General features: G+C 60.7%; 12 protein-coding genes and 1 pseudogene. 12 read left to right on the top strand and 1 reads right to left on the bottom strand.

Annotation, left to right across the window (positions count from 1 at the left end; translation table 11 throughout):
- A pseudogene (locus tag ACZ9DP_RS06470) lies at positions 1 to 750 on the bottom strand (Gfo/Idh/MocA family oxidoreductase); the annotation flags it as partial.
- A 130-nt stretch (positions 751 to 880) separates the two neighbouring features.
- Here ACZ9DP_RS06470 and ACZ9DP_RS06465 point away from each other — a divergent pair.
- From ACZ9DP_RS06465 to cysG, 12 genes are all read left to right on the top strand, one after another.
- Positions 881 to 1,468, top strand: coding sequence for an ANTAR domain-containing response regulator (locus tag ACZ9DP_RS06465; protein ID WP_040115676.1), 588 nt, complete (start codon positions 881 to 883; stop codon positions 1,466 to 1,468).
- 49 nt (positions 1,469 to 1,517) lie between these two features.
- Positions 1,518 to 2,792: a CmpA/NrtA family ABC transporter substrate-binding protein gene (locus tag ACZ9DP_RS06460; protein WP_194730992.1), complete on the top strand. Its 1,275-nt coding sequence runs from the start codon at positions 1,518 to 1,520 to the stop codon at positions 2,790 to 2,792.
- Positions 2,793 to 3,151: 359 nt separating this feature from the next.
- A complete protein-coding gene (locus ACZ9DP_RS06455; protein ID WP_074073095.1) occupies positions 3,152 to 4,450 on the top strand; it encodes a CmpA/NrtA family ABC transporter substrate-binding protein in 1,299 nt (432 codons plus the stop codon).
- A 59-nt stretch (positions 4,451 to 4,509) separates the two neighbouring features.
- Complete coding sequence (gene ntrB / locus ACZ9DP_RS06450; RefSeq protein ID WP_074072121.1) at positions 4,510 to 5,400, top strand: nitrate ABC transporter permease; 891 nt, start codon at positions 4,510 to 4,512, stop codon at positions 5,398 to 5,400.
- A gap of 11 nt (positions 5,401 to 5,411) precedes the next feature.
- Complete coding sequence (locus tag ACZ9DP_RS06445; RefSeq protein WP_074072122.1) at positions 5,412 to 6,209, top strand: ABC transporter ATP-binding protein; 798 nt, start codon at positions 5,412 to 5,414, stop codon at positions 6,207 to 6,209.
- A 209-nt stretch (positions 6,210 to 6,418) separates the two neighbouring features.
- Positions 6,419 to 7,021, top strand: coding sequence for an ANTAR domain-containing response regulator (locus tag ACZ9DP_RS06440; RefSeq protein ID WP_022716198.1), 603 nt, complete (start codon positions 6,419 to 6,421; stop codon positions 7,019 to 7,021).
- Entirely contained in the window at positions 7,018 to 8,232 is a 1,215-nt protein-coding gene (locus tag ACZ9DP_RS06435) for a CmpA/NrtA family ABC transporter substrate-binding protein (RefSeq protein ID WP_239600476.1), read from the top strand. The genes ACZ9DP_RS06440 and ACZ9DP_RS06435 overlap by 4 nt, the downstream gene beginning before the upstream one ends.
- A gap of 314 nt (positions 8,233 to 8,546) precedes the next feature.
- Entirely contained in the window at positions 8,547 to 9,818 is a 1,272-nt protein-coding gene (locus tag ACZ9DP_RS06430; RefSeq protein WP_074072124.1) for an MFS transporter, read from the top strand.
- A 17-nt stretch (positions 9,819 to 9,835) separates the two neighbouring features.
- The gene (gene nirB, locus ACZ9DP_RS06425; RefSeq protein ID WP_194730988.1) at positions 9,836 to 12,286 is read left to right on the top strand and encodes a nitrite reductase large subunit NirB; all 2,451 of its coding nucleotides are present in this window, start codon (positions 9,836 to 9,838) and stop codon (positions 12,284 to 12,286) included.
- A gap of 10 nt (positions 12,287 to 12,296) precedes the next feature.
- Entirely contained in the window at positions 12,297 to 12,626 is a 330-nt protein-coding gene (gene nirD / locus ACZ9DP_RS06420; RefSeq protein ID WP_476200840.1) for a nitrite reductase small subunit NirD, read from the top strand.
- Complete coding sequence (locus ACZ9DP_RS06415) at positions 12,627 to 15,284, top strand: nitrate reductase (RefSeq protein WP_476200838.1); 2,658 nt, start codon at positions 12,627 to 12,629, stop codon at positions 15,282 to 15,284.
- On the top strand, positions 15,256 to 16,725 hold the full coding sequence (cysG, locus tag ACZ9DP_RS06410; RefSeq protein ID WP_476200837.1) for a siroheme synthase CysG: 1,470 nt from the start codon (positions 15,256 to 15,258) through the stop codon (positions 16,723 to 16,725). Before ACZ9DP_RS06415 ends, cysG begins: the two co-directional genes overlap by 29 nt.
- The last annotated feature ends 134 nt before the right edge of the window (positions 16,726 to 16,859 follow it).

The following is a 16,859-nucleotide window of genomic DNA, read 5'->3' as shown; positions in this document are numbered from 1 at the left end:
TTACAGATAGTCTACCCACACGCCGCCGGCATCGGCAGAGCGCACGCAATTTTCCACCCAGCGCACGCCTTCGAGCCCCGCATCGATCCCCGGAAACGCCAGGCCTTCGATGCCCTCCGGTGCAAGACCGTGCTCCTTGTTAATGGCGAATCCGAAGCGCCGGTAGAGGTTTGCCCAGCCTCAAAGAGGCCTTCTGGATGGCCGCCACCGATGCAGTCGTCGATCCTTGCTCCGGGGTAGAGATAGCCCATGCCACGTTCCAAAATGCGCGCCGGCTCTCCCTGGACCTCGTAGGAAAGCTGGTTCGGCCGCTCGTCCCACCATTCGATGCTCGCCTTTTCGCCGACGATGCGCACCTTCTGTCCGTGCATGGAGCCCGCATTGACGGCGCTCGACCAGACGGTGGCGATAGCACCGTTGTCCTATTCCATCAGCGTAACAGCATTGTCTTCAAGCGGCGCGCGGCTTTTGACAAAGCTCTGACGGGCGCACATCAACTGCTTGATCGTCAAATGCGGCAGGATCACTTCCGAGATATAGAGCGGGTGCGTTCCAACATCGCCGAGCACATAGCTCGGGCCTGCGTTTGTCGACGCGCCAACGCGTGGAAGGGTTCTGATCCTCGACCGGCGCACTGTGAAAACCATGTGCAAATTGCAGATTGACGATGCGAATCTCGCCGAGATCGCCATTCTTCACCATAGCCCGCGCCTGCTCGATCATCTGATGACCGGCATAACCATAGGTGAGCGCATGGTTGAGAAGCTCCTGAAGAAGGTTGCGGATTTCTAGAAAGCGCATTTTTTGTGCATCCGTTTTTTATGCTTAATTTTGCGGCTTTTAACTTGCCTGTTTTATTGCGGTGCGTCATAAACGGCGCATGAGCCGTTTCGACCTGACAATTCTGGTCATAGATGAAAATGCGATCCGCGCCTCGATCATCGAGGAGGGGTTGCAGGAGGCCGGCCACACGCGCGTCACCGTCATTCACGAGGTCCAGGGCGTCGCGCGCATCATCGAAACGCTGAAACCGGACGTTATCATTATCGACATCGAGAACCCGAACCGCGACATGATGGAGCACCTATTCCAGCTGACACGAACGATCAGTCGGCCGATCGCGATGTTTGTCGATCGATCCGATACGGCTTCCATCGAAGCAGCCGTTGATGCCGGCGTCTCTGCCTATATCGTCGACGGGCTGAAGAAGGAGCGGGTCAAACCCATCCTCGATATGGCCGTCAGCCGGTTCAATGCCTTCAGCCGCCTGCAGCGGGAGCTCGCCGATGCAAAGTCGGCGCTCGAAGAGCGCAAGGTCGTCGAGCGGGCCAAAGGCATCCTGATGAAGATGCGCGGCCTTTCGGAGGAACAGGCATTCGCCCTGCTGCGCCAGACGGCGATGAACGAGAAGAAGAAGATGTCCGAAATCGCACAAAGCGTCGTGACGGCCGCAGGGTTGCTGATGTGACCCGCCGCCACGGCCAATCGATTGTCCGGAGGACTGCGGAGTGAATGCGGTGACGAGAATTGACACACAGCAAGGGCGTGTCTCAGCGCCCTCAAGGCTCAGCAGCGAAGGCCCGCGTGTTCTTCGCGCCGGCTTCATTCCCTTGGTCGACGCCTCGGTGCTGATTGCGGCCGCAGAATTCGGATTTGCCGAGAAGGAGGGCCTGACCCTCGATCTCGTCAGAGACGTTTCATGGGCGAATGTTCGCGACCGCCTGGCCTTTCGCCAATTCGATATAGCCCATATGCTCTCACCGATGCCTGTTGCGGCAGCGCTTGGACTGGGCTCGAACCCCTCGCCGACCATCACACCCTTTTCGCTCGGGCGCGGCGGCAACGCGATCACCCTTTCGACGCGCCTCTTCGAACGGATGCGCAAAACCGCAGGTCTTTCCGAGAAAGCCGGCGCCCTCGAAAGCGCGCGCGCCTTTGCATTGGTGCTGAACCAGATGCGGCTAACCGGCGAGCCGGTGCCGACACTCGGGATGACCTATCCCTTTTCCTCGCACAATTACGAATTCCGCTACTGGCTGGCCGCAGGCGGCATTGATCCCGACAAGGACGTGAAGCTCGTCGTCGTCCCCCCGCCGCTCACCTCCGACGCTCTGGCCGCCGGCGCGATCGACGGCTTCTGTGTCGGCGCGCCGTGGAACATGGTGGCGTCTGAGCGCGGCGTCGGGCGGATCGTTGCGACAAAACAGGACATCTGGCCGTCAGCCCCGGAAAAGGTCGTCGGCATGCGGCCGGATTGGGCACAGAGCCATCCGGAAACGGTCTCCCGGCTGATCGTGGCGCTCGATGCGGCAGCGCGCTGGTGCGACCATGCCGGCAACCACGATGCCTTGGCCGCGGTACTCGCCGATCAGCGCTACATTGCGGCACCCGTCGACATTATCCGATATGTGCTTGCCGGCGAGTTCAGCCTGGACGCCAAGGGCAACCGCCGCGTCATCGACAATTACTTCATGTTCCATGGCGGCTTTGCAAACTACCCGCGGCCGAGCCAGGCATTGTGGATCTATAGCCAGATGGTCCGCTGGGGACAGGCGTCAATCAGCCTGAATAGCGCGCGCGCGGCAGCTTCCGCCTATCGCCCCGACCTTTACAGGACGGCACTCGGCGAGGCGTGCACGCCTCAGGACGCCGATATCCGCATCGAAGGCGACAGCGACTACGACCGCTTCATGGACGGCCGTATTTTCGATCCGGCGCGGCTCGTGGAGTATGTCCGCGGATTTACGGTTAGGAGCACCCTGCCCTTTGCACCGGACGTGGCCGAAATCTAATTTCTCCTGCTTTGCACAAAAGGCTGGCAGCCGTCTGCGCATGAGAAACATCATTTGCATAATATATAAGCATTTCTATCATAAGCTCAAAAATTATGCATATGAGCTTAAAGCGCGGATCTTGATTTAGTTTCAATGATCTATAGTTCACATCAAAAACTGGCACACGGCTTGCAAGGGTGATCTTGCCCGGATCAATGGCGATCTTGGCGAGAAAGCGCGCGATCAGCGCTTGCAAAAGACATCGACGTCGCACGGGCTTTGCTGTCCGGGAACTCTCCCTTCCCGCAGACGCAATCTCCGGGCGGCGTTTTTTTATTCCGAAAATTCCTGCGACGACCAACAAGGGGAACCAGCGCATGAACAAGATCCTTACGACCGGCATGAGCCGCCGAAGCCTCCTGAAAACGACCGCCGCGGCTGCCTTGATCGGCGCAGTCCGCACAGCTTTTCCGTCCGGCGCCTTTGCAGCAGCCGCAGCACCTGAAGTCACGGGCGCCAAACTCGGCTTCATCGCGCTGACCGACGCTGCCGCGTTGATCGTCGCCAAGGAGAAGGGGCTTTTTGAAAAACATGGCCTTCCCGATGTCGAGGTCGCCAAGCAGGCTTCCTGGGGGGCAACACGCGACAATCTGGTTCTCGGCGGGGCTTCGAACGGTATCGACGGCGCCCATATCCTTTCGCCGCTGCCCTATCTGATGCATACGGGCAAGGTGACCCAGAACAATCAGCCGGTACCGATGGCCCTGCTCGCCCGCCTGAATTACGACAGCCAGGGCATTTCCGTCGCCAAGGAATATGCCGATACCGGCGTCCAGCTCGACGCATCCAAGCTGAAGGCGGCCTTCGAAAAAAAGAAGGCCGAAGGCAAGGAAGTGAAGGCCGCAATGACCTTCCCGGGGGGCACCCATGACCTTTGGATCCGCTACTGGCTTGCCGCCGGCGGCATCGATCCGGACAAGGACGTCTCGACCATCGTCGTGCCGCCGCCGCAGATGGTGGCAAACATGAAGGTCGGCAACATGGATGTCTTCTGTGTCGGCGAGCCGTGGAACGAGCAGCTCGTCAATCAGGGCGTCGGCTTTACCGCAGCAACGACCGGCGAACTCTGGAAGGGACATCCGGAAAAGGCGCTCGGCATGCGCGCCGACTGGGTCGAGAAGAACCCGAATGCCACAAGAGCCCTGCTGATGGCCGTGATGGAAGCCCAGCAATGGTGCGACAGCATGGACAACAAGGAGGAGATGGCGACAATCCTCGGCAAGCGCCAATGGTTCAACGTGCCGCCGAAGGACATCCTCGGCCGCCTCAAGGGTGACATCAACTACGGCAACGGCCGTGTCGCCCATGGCACCGATCTTTACATGAAATTCTGGGCAGGCGGCGCCTCCTACCCCTTCAAGAGCCACGACACCTGGTTCATGGCCGAGAACGTCCGCTGGGGCAAGTTCGCACCTGACACCGACATCAAGGCTCTCGTCGACCAGGTCAACCGGGAGGATCTCTGGCGCGATGCGGCCAAGGCGCTGGGTGTCGCCGCCGCCGACATTCCGTCTTCTCCGTCCCGGGGCAAGGAAACCTTCTTTGACGGCAAGGTCTTCGATCCGGAAAATCCGTCCGCCTATCTCGATAGCCTTGCCATCAAGGCCGCATCCTGATCCCCACCTCCGGCGCGTCACAGGCGCGCCGGCCTTTTGTTCACGACGAGGAGCGCCTCATGTCCGCCCTGGCAAAGAAAGAACCCATACCGGCAAAGACTGCGCCGAAGGCCGCAAATGTCGTCCGCCTTGCAAGACAACCGGCGCCCCGGATCAATGTCCGCGGCGTTGCGATGGTGGCCGCGCGCAGCATCGTGCCGCCGCTTGTCGTGCTTACGATCATTCTGACCATCTGGCAGGTGCTCTGTTCGTCGCCCGACGCCTCGCTGCCCTCTCCGCACCGGGTCTGGCAGGAAAGCTTTGATCTGATCGCTTATCCGTTCTTCAACTACGGCTCCCAGGACATCGGGCTTGGCTGGCGCGTCATCATCTCGCTGCAGCGCGTCGCCTACGGCTTCGGCCTTGCCGCAATCTCGGGTGTCGTCATCGGCGCCGTCATTGGCCAATCGGTCTGGGCCATGCGCGGGCTCGACCCGATCTTTCAGGTATTGCGCACCGTCCCGCCACTTGCCTGGCTGCCGCTGTCGCTCGCTGCCTTCCAGGATTCCAATCCTTCAGCAATCTTCGTGATCTTCATCACCTCCATCTGGCCGGTGATCATCAACACGGCCGTTGGCGTGCGCAATATCCCCCAGGACTATCGCAACGTGGCACAGGTGCTGCGGCTCAACCATTTCGAATTCTTCTTCAAGATCATGCTACCATCGGCTGCGCCCTACATCTTTACCGGCCTTCGTATCGGCGTCGGTCTGTCGTGGCTTGCCATCGTCGCAGCCGAGATGCTGACCGGCGGCGTCGGTATCGGCTTCTTCATCTGGGATGCGTGGAACTCGTCGCGCCTGCCAGACATCATCGTCGCCCTGGCCTATATCGGCGTCGTCGGTTTCGCGCTCGACAAGCTGGTGGCCGCCGCAGGCCGACTGATCACCCGCGGCGCTTCGGCCAACTGAGAGGAACGATCATGACTGCCTATCTCAAGCTCGACCATATCGACAAGCATTTTGACCGGGCCGGAACGCGCGCCGAAGTGCTGAAGGGCATCAACCTGACGATTGCCAAGGGTGAGTTCGTATCGATCATCGGCCACTCCGGCTGCGGTAAATCCACGCTTTTGAACCTGATCGCCGGCTTAACGCCAGTTTCGGCCGGTGCAGTGCTTCTCGAAAACCGGGAAGTCAATGCGCCCGGTCCCGAACGCGCCGTCGTGTTCCAAAACCACAGCCTGCTTCCCTGGCTCACCGTCTATGAAAACGTCAACCTGGCCGTTTCCAAGGTCTTCAGCAGCTCAAAGAGCAGGGCGGAGCGTCACGAATGGGTCATGGCCAATCTTGATCTCGTCCAGATGGCCCACGCCAAGGACAAGCGGCCTTCTGAGATTTCCGGCGGCATGAAGCAGCGTGTCGGCATCGCCCGTGCGTTGTCGATGGAGCCGAAGATCCTCCTGCTCGACGAACCCTTCGGTGCGCTCGACGCGCTAACGCGTGCCCATCTGCAGGATGCGGTGATGGACATCCACGCACGTCTCGGCAACACGATGGTGATGATCACCCACGATGTCGACGAGGCCGTGCTGCTCTCTGACCGCATCGTGATGATGACCAACGGGCCAGCGGCCAAGATCGGTGAAATCCTCGATGTGCCGATCGAGAAGCCCCGCAACCGCATCGAACTCGCTTCGGACCGCACTTATCTCAAGTGCCGCGAGGCCGTTTTGAAGTTTCTTTACGAACGTCACCGCTTCGTTGAAGCCGCGGAGTAACTTACAACGATTACCGCTGTGCAGATGCCGTGTTCGACCACTCGGCTAGGGACGGACCCCGTTCGCGCGGGCAGAGCATGAGATCAGGCAGCCAAGATACTGCTTGATTTTGTGGCTGTATTCGCGCATCTGCGGCGTCGTGTCCGTTGGCTCCTGCACCATCGGCGCGCCTGTAGCGAATGAATGCCAGTAACCCGTGGCGCGGTCTCATGAAAGCTAACAGTCTGAATGTTCTGGTCATTGATGAGAACCGCATTCGTGCGTCCATCATCGAGGACGGTTTGCGCGAGGCCGGTTATGACAGGGTCACGATCATCGATGACATGAATGGTCTTGCCAGGCGCATCACCGAGATCAATCCCGATGTGATCGTCATCGATCTCGAAAACCCCAACCGCGACATGTTGGAGAGCATCTTCCAGATATCGCGTGCGGTGAAGAGGCCCATCGCCATGTTCGTGGACAAGTCCGATGAAGCCTCGATCGAAGCTGCGGTCGAGGCAGGGGTTTCCGCATATATCGTTGATGGCCTGAAGCAGGAACGGGTCCGACCCATCCTCAAGATGGCGATCAGTCGTTTCAATGCGTTTGCGCGATTGAGTCGAGAGCTGGAAGAAACTCGCGGCGAGTTGGAAAAACGCAAACTGATCGATCGCGCCAAGGGGTTGCTGATGCGCACCCGCGGGCTGTCGGAAGAGGAAGCTTACGCGCTATTGCGGCGCACGGCTATGAACCAGAACAGGAAAGTCGTCGAGATCGCTCAAAGCCTCGTCACCGCGGCAAACCTGCTTGATCCTGGAGCGGACGTATGAGGAACAGGCATGACATCACCGCGGGCTTCGTTCCGCTTCTCGACAGCGCGCTGCTCGTCGTCGCCAAAGAGAAGGGCTTTGCTGAAGCGCAGGAAGTGGCCCTCACGCTCGTGCGGGAGCGATCCTGGGCAACGATCAGGGACAGGCTGGCGGTCGGCCATTTCGAAGTCGCTCATATTCTTGCCCCCATGCCGATCGCCTGCAATCTCGGTCTCATGGCCCCCGCGCCGCGCATGATCGTACCCATGGCGCTTGGGCTTGGCGGAAATGCCGTCACCGTTTCGGGCGCCTTGTGGCGGGAAATGGCCGACGATGGCGCAGCCGATGCACTTGATGCGCGCTCAAGCGGTGCGGCGCTGAAAAAAGTGATTTCGCAGCGGGCAGGCGACAGGCTTCGTTTCGGTATCGTACACCCCTACTCCGGACATAACTACGAATTGCGCTACTGGCTTTCTGGAAGCGGTATCGACCCAGACCACGAGATCGAGATCGTGACCCTTCCGCCGCAGGATATGGGTGACGCGCTGAGGTCCGGTCTGATCGACGGCTATTGTGCTGGAGAACCGTGGAATACCTTCGGCGTCCTCAAACGCGGCGCGCACCTTGCAACCGTCAAGGCGGCGATCTGGAAATCCAGTCCCGAAAAGGTGCTGGGCGTGAACAGTCGCTGGGGCGATAGCCATCCTGACGCACTCGTGGCCCTCCTGCGAGCGCTTTACAATGCCTCACTCTGGTGCGCCGACCCCGCCAATCATGAAGAGCTTGCCCTATTGCTTTCGGGTCCGGCCTATATCAACAGCCCGGCAGAGTGGCTGCGTCCATCCGTCACCGGCGTGCTTAAAGTTGGCCGCAACGCAACGCAGACGGTCAGCGACTTCTTCGTCCCGCACGCCAAGGCGGCGACGTTTCCATGGAAGAGCCACGCCCTTTGGTTCTACACGCAGATGGTCCGCTGGGGCCACGTCGATCACACCGCGGCCCACCAGAACGTGGCCGGCAACACCTACCGGCCGGATATCTACCGCAATGCTCTAAAGGCGCTCGGCGTTGCAATGCCGGCTGCAAGTTCGAAGGTTGAGGGCGCCTTGCGCATGGAAACGCCAGTTGGCTCCAGCGGCACGATGACGCTCGGTCCGGATGGCTTTTTCGACGGCAATCTCTTTGATCCCGATTGCGTCGATGCGTATATTGCTGCTCAAAAGCAGGCATAGCATGACGCCTATTTTCTATGCATTGCATAATTTTTGGCCGAAGGAACCGGCGGTCTCGCCCTAGTCATCCTGACCAAAAAGGCTGACTTGCGGAGAGAAAAGACGAAATTCGCCTAGATTTCGAATTGGCACGCCTCTTGCATTGATAATCACGAGGCCGAAAGGTCGCATGTTTCGGCGTCCAAAGACGGGCGCCTCAGGCAAAGCCGCTGATCAGGATATCCCGCGCATTCGTGTGCGCGACCTGGCCAGCGGCTTTTTGTTTTAACTCTCAATGATGGATTGGCACGACATTGTCGGGCCCTGGAGAAGCCATGCCTTTTTCTGAGAAACCCCAGTCTATGTCTGCTGGCGAGCCAGCCAGAGCATTGTGGATTTCGACGGTCGCCTTCACCGTTTGCTTCGCCGTCTGGACGATCTTTGCGATTATAGGCGTTCGTATCAAACAGGAACTCGGCCTCAACGAGGCAGAATTCGGATTGCTGGTGGGCACCCCTGTGTTGACCGGCTCGCTCGTCCGGATCGTGCTTGGCATATGGACGAGCCGCTACGGCGGTCGTCTGGTCTACACGCTCACCATGGTGGCAGCGGCCATAGCGACTTTCCTGCTCTCCTACGCAACAAGCTACACAGAAATGCTGATCGCAGGACTCGGGATCGGCCTCGCCGGTGGTTCCTTCGCAGTTGGTGTCGCATATGTCTCGCCGTTCTTTCCGCCAGAAAAGCAGGGAACCGCGCTCGGGATTTTCGGCGCCGGCAATGTCGGAGCCGCGGTTACCAAGTTCGCGGCGCCCTTCGTGCTCATCGCCTGGGGATGGCAGGCGGTTGCTGAAATCTGGGCTCTCGTTCTTGTGGCGATGGCAATCGTCTTCTGGTTTTCGACCACCGACGACCCGGCCTTTCGCGACCGCCGCTGTCGCGGCGTCGCCTCTAAGAGCTTCCTCGAAGAATTCGCTCCTCTCAAGAACATCCAGGTCTGGCGTTTCTCGCTTTATTATTTTTTCGCCTTCGGCGGCTTTGTCGCCCTGTCTTTGTGGTTGCCGCGTTATCTGGTCGGTGTCTACGGATTCAATCTGGAAATCGCCGGCATGATTGCCGCGGCCTATTCCGTGCCAGGCAGCATCTTTAGAGCATTCGGCGGCGTTCTATCCGACAAGAAGGGCGCAAGAAGCGTGATGTACGCGATGCTGGCCGTTTCCGCCGCCGCCACCCTCATCCTGTCTCTACCGGCTGCATCTCCATCGGGACCCGGGCCTGCGTTTGGTATCACGCCAGCAATCTTCATCATCGTCATCTTCGTGCTCGGGTTCTTCATGAGCCTCGGCAAAGCAGCCGTCTACAAGCACATTCCGGCCTACTATCCAGAAAGCGTCGGCGCAGTCGGCGGCGTCGTCGGGATGATGGGCGGCCTTGGCGGTTTCATCCTTCCGATCGCTTTCGGCCTGCTCAAGGACATCACCGGCCTTTGGTCCAGCTGCTTCCTGCTGCTCTTTGCGATCGTCGTGACGTCGCTCATCTGGATGCACCTGTCCGTAAAGCACCTGTCACGCCAGGGGCACGCCGTGCCTGCAGTGGCGGCAACCTAATCTAAGGACTTGTAACTATGACAGAAAAACTCGTTATCATCGGCAACGGCATGGCGCCCGGGCGCATGCTCGAGCACCTCTTCGAAACGGCCCCAGGCCAATACGAGGTCACAATCTTCAACGCCGAGCCGCGCGTCAATTATGACCGCATCATGCTCTCTCCTGTTCTTTCCGGAGAAAAGGACTATGAGCAGATCATCATTCACGGCGACGGCTGGTACATCAAGCACGGCATCACGCTCTACAAGGGCCACAAGATCGTTGCGATCGATCGGCACGCGAAGACCGTGACCTCCGACCACGGCGTCACCGAAAGCTACGACAAGCTGGTGATCGCCACCGGCTCCGTGCCCTTCATCATTCCGGTTCCCGGCAAGGATCTACCTGGCGTCATTACCTACCGCGACCTCGACGACGTGCAGGCAATGCTGCTTGCTGCCCAGTCACGCGAAAAGGCGATCGTCATCGGCGGCGGCCTGCTCGGTCTTGAGGCGGCAGCCGGCCTTGCCCAGCGTGGCATGGACGTGACCGTGCTGCATGTCATGCCGACGCTGATGGAGCGTCAGCTCGATCCTGCGGCCGGCTATCTGCTGCAAAGGGCAGTCGAGGAGCGCGGCATCAAGGTCATCACCAAGGCCAATACCAAGGCAATCATCGGTGATGGCAGGGTCGAGGGCATCGAGCTCGACGACGGACGGATCATTCCGGCCACGCTCGTCGTCATGGCCGTCGGCATCCGTCCGAATGTCGGCCTGGCGAAAGAGGCTGGCATCGCGGTCAATCGCGGCATCGTCGTCGATAACGGCATGCAGACCTCGGACGGCAGCATCATGGCGCTCGGCGAATGCGCAGAAGTCGGTGGACAGGTCTACGGTCTCGTCGCTCCGCTCTACGAAATGGCCCGCGTTGCCGCAGCCCACCTCTGCGGCGACACCTCGGCGACCTTCGTTCACTCCGACACCCCGACCAAGCTCAAGGTCACCGGCATCGAGCTCTACTCGCTTGGCGATTTCGCCGACGGCGACGACCGCGAGGAGATCGTCCTTCGCGACGCTTCGGCTGGTGTCTACAAGCGCCTGGTGCTGAAGGATAACAAGATCATCGGAACTGTGCTCTACGGCGAAACCGCAGACGGCGCCTGGTTCAACGATCTCAAGAAGAAGCAGACCGATATTTCCGAGATGCGCGAGACGCTGATCTTCGGACAGGCCTACCAGGGAGGGTCCCCACTGGACCCTATGGCGGCCGTTGCAGCCTTGCCGGATGACGCGGAAATCTGTGGCTGCAACGGCGTATGCAAGGGCAAAATCACCTCGACGATCACGGCCAAGGGGCTGACCTCGCTGGACGACGTGCGCGCCCACACAAAGGCGTCGGCGTCCTGCGGCTCCTGTACCGGCCTCGTTGAGCAATTGATGGCGCTGACGCTCGGCGATAGCTATAACCCTGCCGCCGTACAGCCGATGTGCACCTGCACCGAACTTGGCCATGACGACGTCCGACGCCTGATCAAGGCCAAGGGGCTGAAGACCATTCCTGCCGTCATGCAGGAGCTGGAGTGGAAGACATCCTGCGGTTGTGCCAAGTGCCGTCCAGCGCTCAACTACTACCTCGTCTGCGACTGGCCGGACGAATATGCCGACGATTATCAGTCGCGCTTCATCAACGAGCGCGTCCACGCCAACATCCAGAAGGACGGCACTTATTCGGTGGTGCCGCGCATGTGGGGCGGTGTTACCAGCTCCAAGGAGCTGCGGGCCATCGCCGACGTGGTCGACAAGTTCGAAATCCCGATGGTGAAGGTCACCGGGGGCCAGCGCATCGACCTGCTCGGCGTCGAGAAAGAGGACCTTCCGGCCGTCTGGGCCGATCTCGGCAAGGCAGGCTTCGTCTCCGGTCAGGCCTATGCCAAGGGCCTGCGCACGGTAAAGACCTGTGTCGGCTCCGACTGGTGCCGCTTCGGCACGCAGGATTCAACCGGGCTCGGCATCCGCATTGAAAAGTTCATGTGGGGCTCCTGGACGCCGGCAAAGCTAAAGATGGCTGTCTCCGGATGTCCGCGCAACTGCGCGGAGGCGACCTGCAAGGATGTCGGCGTCATCTGCGTGGATTCCGGCTACGAAATTCACTTCGCCGGTGCGGCCGGTCTCGACATCAAGGGCACCGAGATCCTCGGTCTCGTCAAGACCGATGACGAAGCGTTGGAGCATATCGTTGCGCTGACGCAGATGTACCGGGAGCAGGCACGTTATCTCGAGCGCATTTACAAGTGGGCCAAGCGCATCGGCCTCGACGAGATTCGTCGCCAGATCATGGGCGATGCCGAAAAGCGCAAGGCCTATTTCGACCGCTTCGTGTTCAGCCAGAAATTCGCCCAGGTCGATCCCTGGTCGGAGCGTGTTTCCGGCAAGGATAAGCATGAATTCAAGCCGATGGCGACGATCGGCTATCCGCAGGCTGCAGAGTAAGGAGATCAACATGAACTGGATTGCGATCGGTGATATCTCCGACATCCCGCTGCGCGGAGCGCGCTGCGTGAAGACGCCGCAGGGCAAGATCGCCGTCTTCCGGACGGCTGAAAACGAAGTCTTCGCCATAGAAGATCACTGCCCCCACAAGGGCGGCCCTCTCAGCCAGGGTATCGTGCATGCCAAGGCGGTCACCTGCCCGCTGCACAACTGGGTCATCTCGCTCGAAACCGGCAAGGCGCTTGGCGCCGATGACGGCGCGGTGCGGACCATTCCGGTCCGCAACCAGGACGGCGCGCTCTTCATTGCCCTCGAAAGCTTGATGATGGCGGCGGAATAGATGGCAGAAGAGATCAAGACAACCTGTCCCTACTGCGGCGTCGGCTGCGGGGTGATCGCCAAGATCGCAGATGACGGCAATGTGTCCGTCATGGGCGACCCGGACCATCCGGCCAATTTCGGGCGGCTGTGCTCGAAGGGCTCGGCGCTCGCCGAAACGATCGATCTCGACGGACGCGTATTGCATCCGGAGATCGCGGGACGGCGGGCCGGATGGAATGAGGCTCTTGATCTCGTGGCGCAGCGCTTTTCGGATTCCATTGCCGAGCACGGGCCTGACTCCGTCGCCTTTTATGTCTCCGGCCAGCTGCTGACCGAGGACTATTACGTCGCCAACAAGCTGATGAAGGGTTTCATCGGCTCGGCCAACATCGACACCAACTCGCGCCTGTGCATGTCATCTTCCGTCGCCGGCCACCGCCGCGCCTTCGGCACCGATACTGTGCCCGGGACCTATGAGGATCTGGAACTGGCCGATCTGGTCATCCTTACCGGGTCCAACCTCGCCTGGTGCCATCCTGTCATCTATCAGCGGCTGGCGGCCGCCAAGGCGGCGCGTCCCGGCATGAAGGTCGTCGTCATCGATCCGCGCCGGACGATGACTGCCGACATCGCAGATCTGCACCTAGCGATCCGGCCAGACAGCGATGTCGCTCTTTTCCTCGGCCTCTTCGAGCACCTGATCGCAAACAATGCCATCGACCAGAATTATGTAGCCGAACACACGAACGGCTTTGCCGAGGCTTTTGCATCCGCCTCTGGTGTCTCCTTCAACGAGGTCCTGGAACTGACCGGCTTACCGGCAATGCAGCTTCGCGAATTCTATCGCCTCTTCGCGGCGACCGAGAAGGCCGTCACCTGCTACAGCCAGGGCGTCAACCAATCCTCGTCAGGGACCGATAAGGTCAACGCCATCATCAACTGTCACCTCGCCACCGGACGCATCGGCAAGCCGGGCATGGGTCCCTTCTCGCTGACGGGCCAGCCGAACGCGATGGGCGGCCGTGAGGTTGGCGGCTTGGCAAACATGCTTGCCGCCCACATGGCGATTGAGAGCGCACAAGACCGCGATCGCGTGCAACGCTTCTGGCAGTCGCCGGCGATTGCCGAAAAGCCGGGTCTGAAGGCCGTCGACATGTTCGAGGCAGTCGGCGACGGCCGCATCAAGGCGCTCTGGATCATGGCGACGAACCCGGTGGTCTCGCTGCCGGATGCCGATGCCGTCGAGACGGCGATCAAGGCCTGCCCGTTCGTCGTCGTCTCGGATATCCTCAAGACGACCGACACCGCCCGCCATGCCCACGTATTGCTGCCTTCCCTTGGCTGGGGCGAAAAGAGCGGTACAGTCACCAATTCCGAACGCCGCATTTCGCGCCAGCGTTCCTTCATCGACGCCCCCGGCGATGCGCGCGCGGATTGGTGGCAATTGGCCGAGGTCGCACGCCGCATGGGTTTTGCCGATGCGTTCGCCTTTGCCTCTCCGTCAGACATTTTCGATGAGCACGCAGCGCTTTCGGCCTTCGAAAACAGTGGCAACCGCGATTTCGACATCGGCGCCTATGCCGGCATCGAGAAAGCTGCCTACGACGCGATGACACCCTTTCAGTGGCCGCAGCCCGTCGGCGACGAGAGGACTGTGACCCGCTTCTTTGCGAAGGGCAGCTTTTTTCATCCCGATCGCAAGGCACGCTTCGTGCCGGTCGAACCGCCCGCATCCGACCGCACCAGCGCCGACTACCCCTTCACGCTTAACACGGGACGTATCCGAGACCAGTGGCACACGATGACGCGCACTGGCAAAAGTGCGCGCCTTTCCGCCCATATCGCCGAACCCTTTGCCGAACTACACCCCCGAGATGCGATGGAAATCGGTGTCGGCAATGCCGGTCTGGTCAAAATTGAAAGCCCGCAGGGAAAGGCCGTCGTGCGCGCGCTGATCACCGAACGCCAGGCCCGCGGCAGCATTTTCGTACCCATGCACTGGAACGATCAGTTTGCCGCCAAGGCTCGCATCGACGCAGTGGTTGCCCCGCTCACCGATCCGTTCTCCGGCCAGCCTGCCTCCAAGAACGTCGCCGTCGCCGCCCGGCCATTGAAGGCAGCCCGCTACGGCTTTGCAGTCTCGGCGGGCAAACCGCAAAACCTTGGCGCCGCCTATTGGGCCTTGGCGAAAGCAGATGGCGGCTGGCGACTGGAACTCGCCTTCGACCACGCGGTCGAAGACTGGTGCGGCTGGTGCCGCAGCACCTTTGGTATTCCTGCCGAGATCGAGCCGCTCGGCTACGCGGATCAGCAATCCGGCGATCTGCGGCTCGCCTTCTTCGACGGCACGCGCCTTTTTGCTGCGCTGTTCCTCGCCCGCGAACCGGTCGCCGTCGCTCGCAGCTGGGCGATCTCACAGCTTGCCGCCGACCATGGCGACTTGCGCAAGCGCTTTGCTCTTGTCGCCGGCCGGCCGGGCGCCGACAAGCCGGACCCAGGTGCCACGGTCTGTTCCTGCTTCGCCGTCGGCGTCAATCAGATCGTAGCGGCGGTCCGCGGCGGCTGCCGCAGCGTCGAGGCAGTCGGTAAAGAGCTCAACGCCGGCACCAACTGCGGCTCGTGCCGCGCCGAAATCAAGGGGATCATCGATGGATGTCTTGCAGCAGCCGCGGAATGACAATCCCGCCCGCATGGAGCCGCTTGCAAAGCTGCCCGTCTTCTGGGCGCTTGAAGGCAAGCGGTGCGTGGTGGCCGGCGGCTCCGACGCCTGCGCCTGGAAGGCGGAACTTCTTGCTGCCTGCGGCGCTCATGTCGAAATCTACGCCGAAACGCTGAGCGGCACCTTCAAGGCGCTTCTCGCCCGCAATCTCGAGCACGCCGCGGCCAGACTGATCCATCATCCGGGGCACTGGCAGATGGAAGGTCTGACCGGCGCTGCCATTGCAATTGCCGACTGCGACGACGAGATTGAAGCCAGGCGCTTCTTCGACGCGGCATGCGCGACGGGCGTTCCGGTCAATGTCATCGACAAGCCGGATTTCTGCCAGTTCCAGTTCGGATCTATCGTCAACCGCTCCCCCGTCGTTGTTGCAATCTCGACGGATGGCGCAGCACCCATTCTTGCCCAGACCATCCGCCGCAAGATCGAGACCTTGCTCCCGCGCACGCTGAAATCCTGGGCTGGACTTGCCCAGTCGATACGCGGCAGGGTCAACGGGCTCCTTGAAACCGCTTCCGCGCGGCGACTTTTCTGGGAAAAATTCGCCGACATGGCTTTCGACGGTTCTGCTGTCAACCAGGCCGAGGCGCAGCTTTTGCTTGCTGCTCGGGGCTTGAAATCCACAACAAGCACAACCGGACGCGTCACTCTCGTCGGCGCGGGCCCTGGCGATGCCGAGCTTCTGACGCTGAAGGCGGTTCGCGCGCTGCAGGCCGCCGACGTTATCCTTTTCGATGATCTCGTTTCCGCCGAGGTGCTGGAACTCGCGCGCCGCGAGGCCAAGCGCATGCTGGTCGGCAAGCGCGGCGGCCGCAGCAGCTGCCGCCAGGAAGACATCAACGCGATGATGGTAAAACTCGCAAAGGCGGGCAAGCGCGTCGTCCGCCTCAAGGCCGGCGATCCCATGATCTTCGGCCGCGCCGGCGAAGAGATCGCTCATCTTGATCGCGAAAACATTCCGGTCGACGTCATTCCCGGCATCACGGCCGCAAGCGCTATGGCCTCACGCCTCGGCATTTCGCTGACCCATCGCGAGCATGCCCAGTCTGTACGCTTCATCACCGGCCATTCCCGCCATGGCGGATTGCCGATGGATGTCGATTGGACCACCGCTGCCGATCCGCATACGACCACCGTCTTTTATATGGGCGGGAGAACAGCGCCGCTCATTGCCGACCGGCTGATCGCCGAAGGCCTGTCGCCCGAAACGCCAGCCGTCATCATGAGCGACGTGAGCCGCACGACGCAGCGTCAGTGGCACGGGAACCTTGCAGGTCTTGGCGAAGGCATCAGCGAGATCGGCTACGAAAACCCCGTCCTGATCGCAGTCGGTCACGTTTTCGCCGCCCGGCAACACGCCGTGCACGCAGCACCTTTGTCGGCCGCTGCGTCCTTATAGGTGCTTTTCAACTGCTGCGACCGCAAAGATCTATTCTTACGCATAAAGGAGAAACGGCCGAGGGGCAGCGAGATTCTGCGTTGCATTTCCTTCGAAGGAATCTCGGAAAATGGTTTAGAAATAAGCTGTTCGGC

This window comes from Rhizobium sp. USDA 4016 (assembly GCF_056279705.1).
This window is presented reverse-complemented; position numbering and strand designations above follow the sequence as displayed.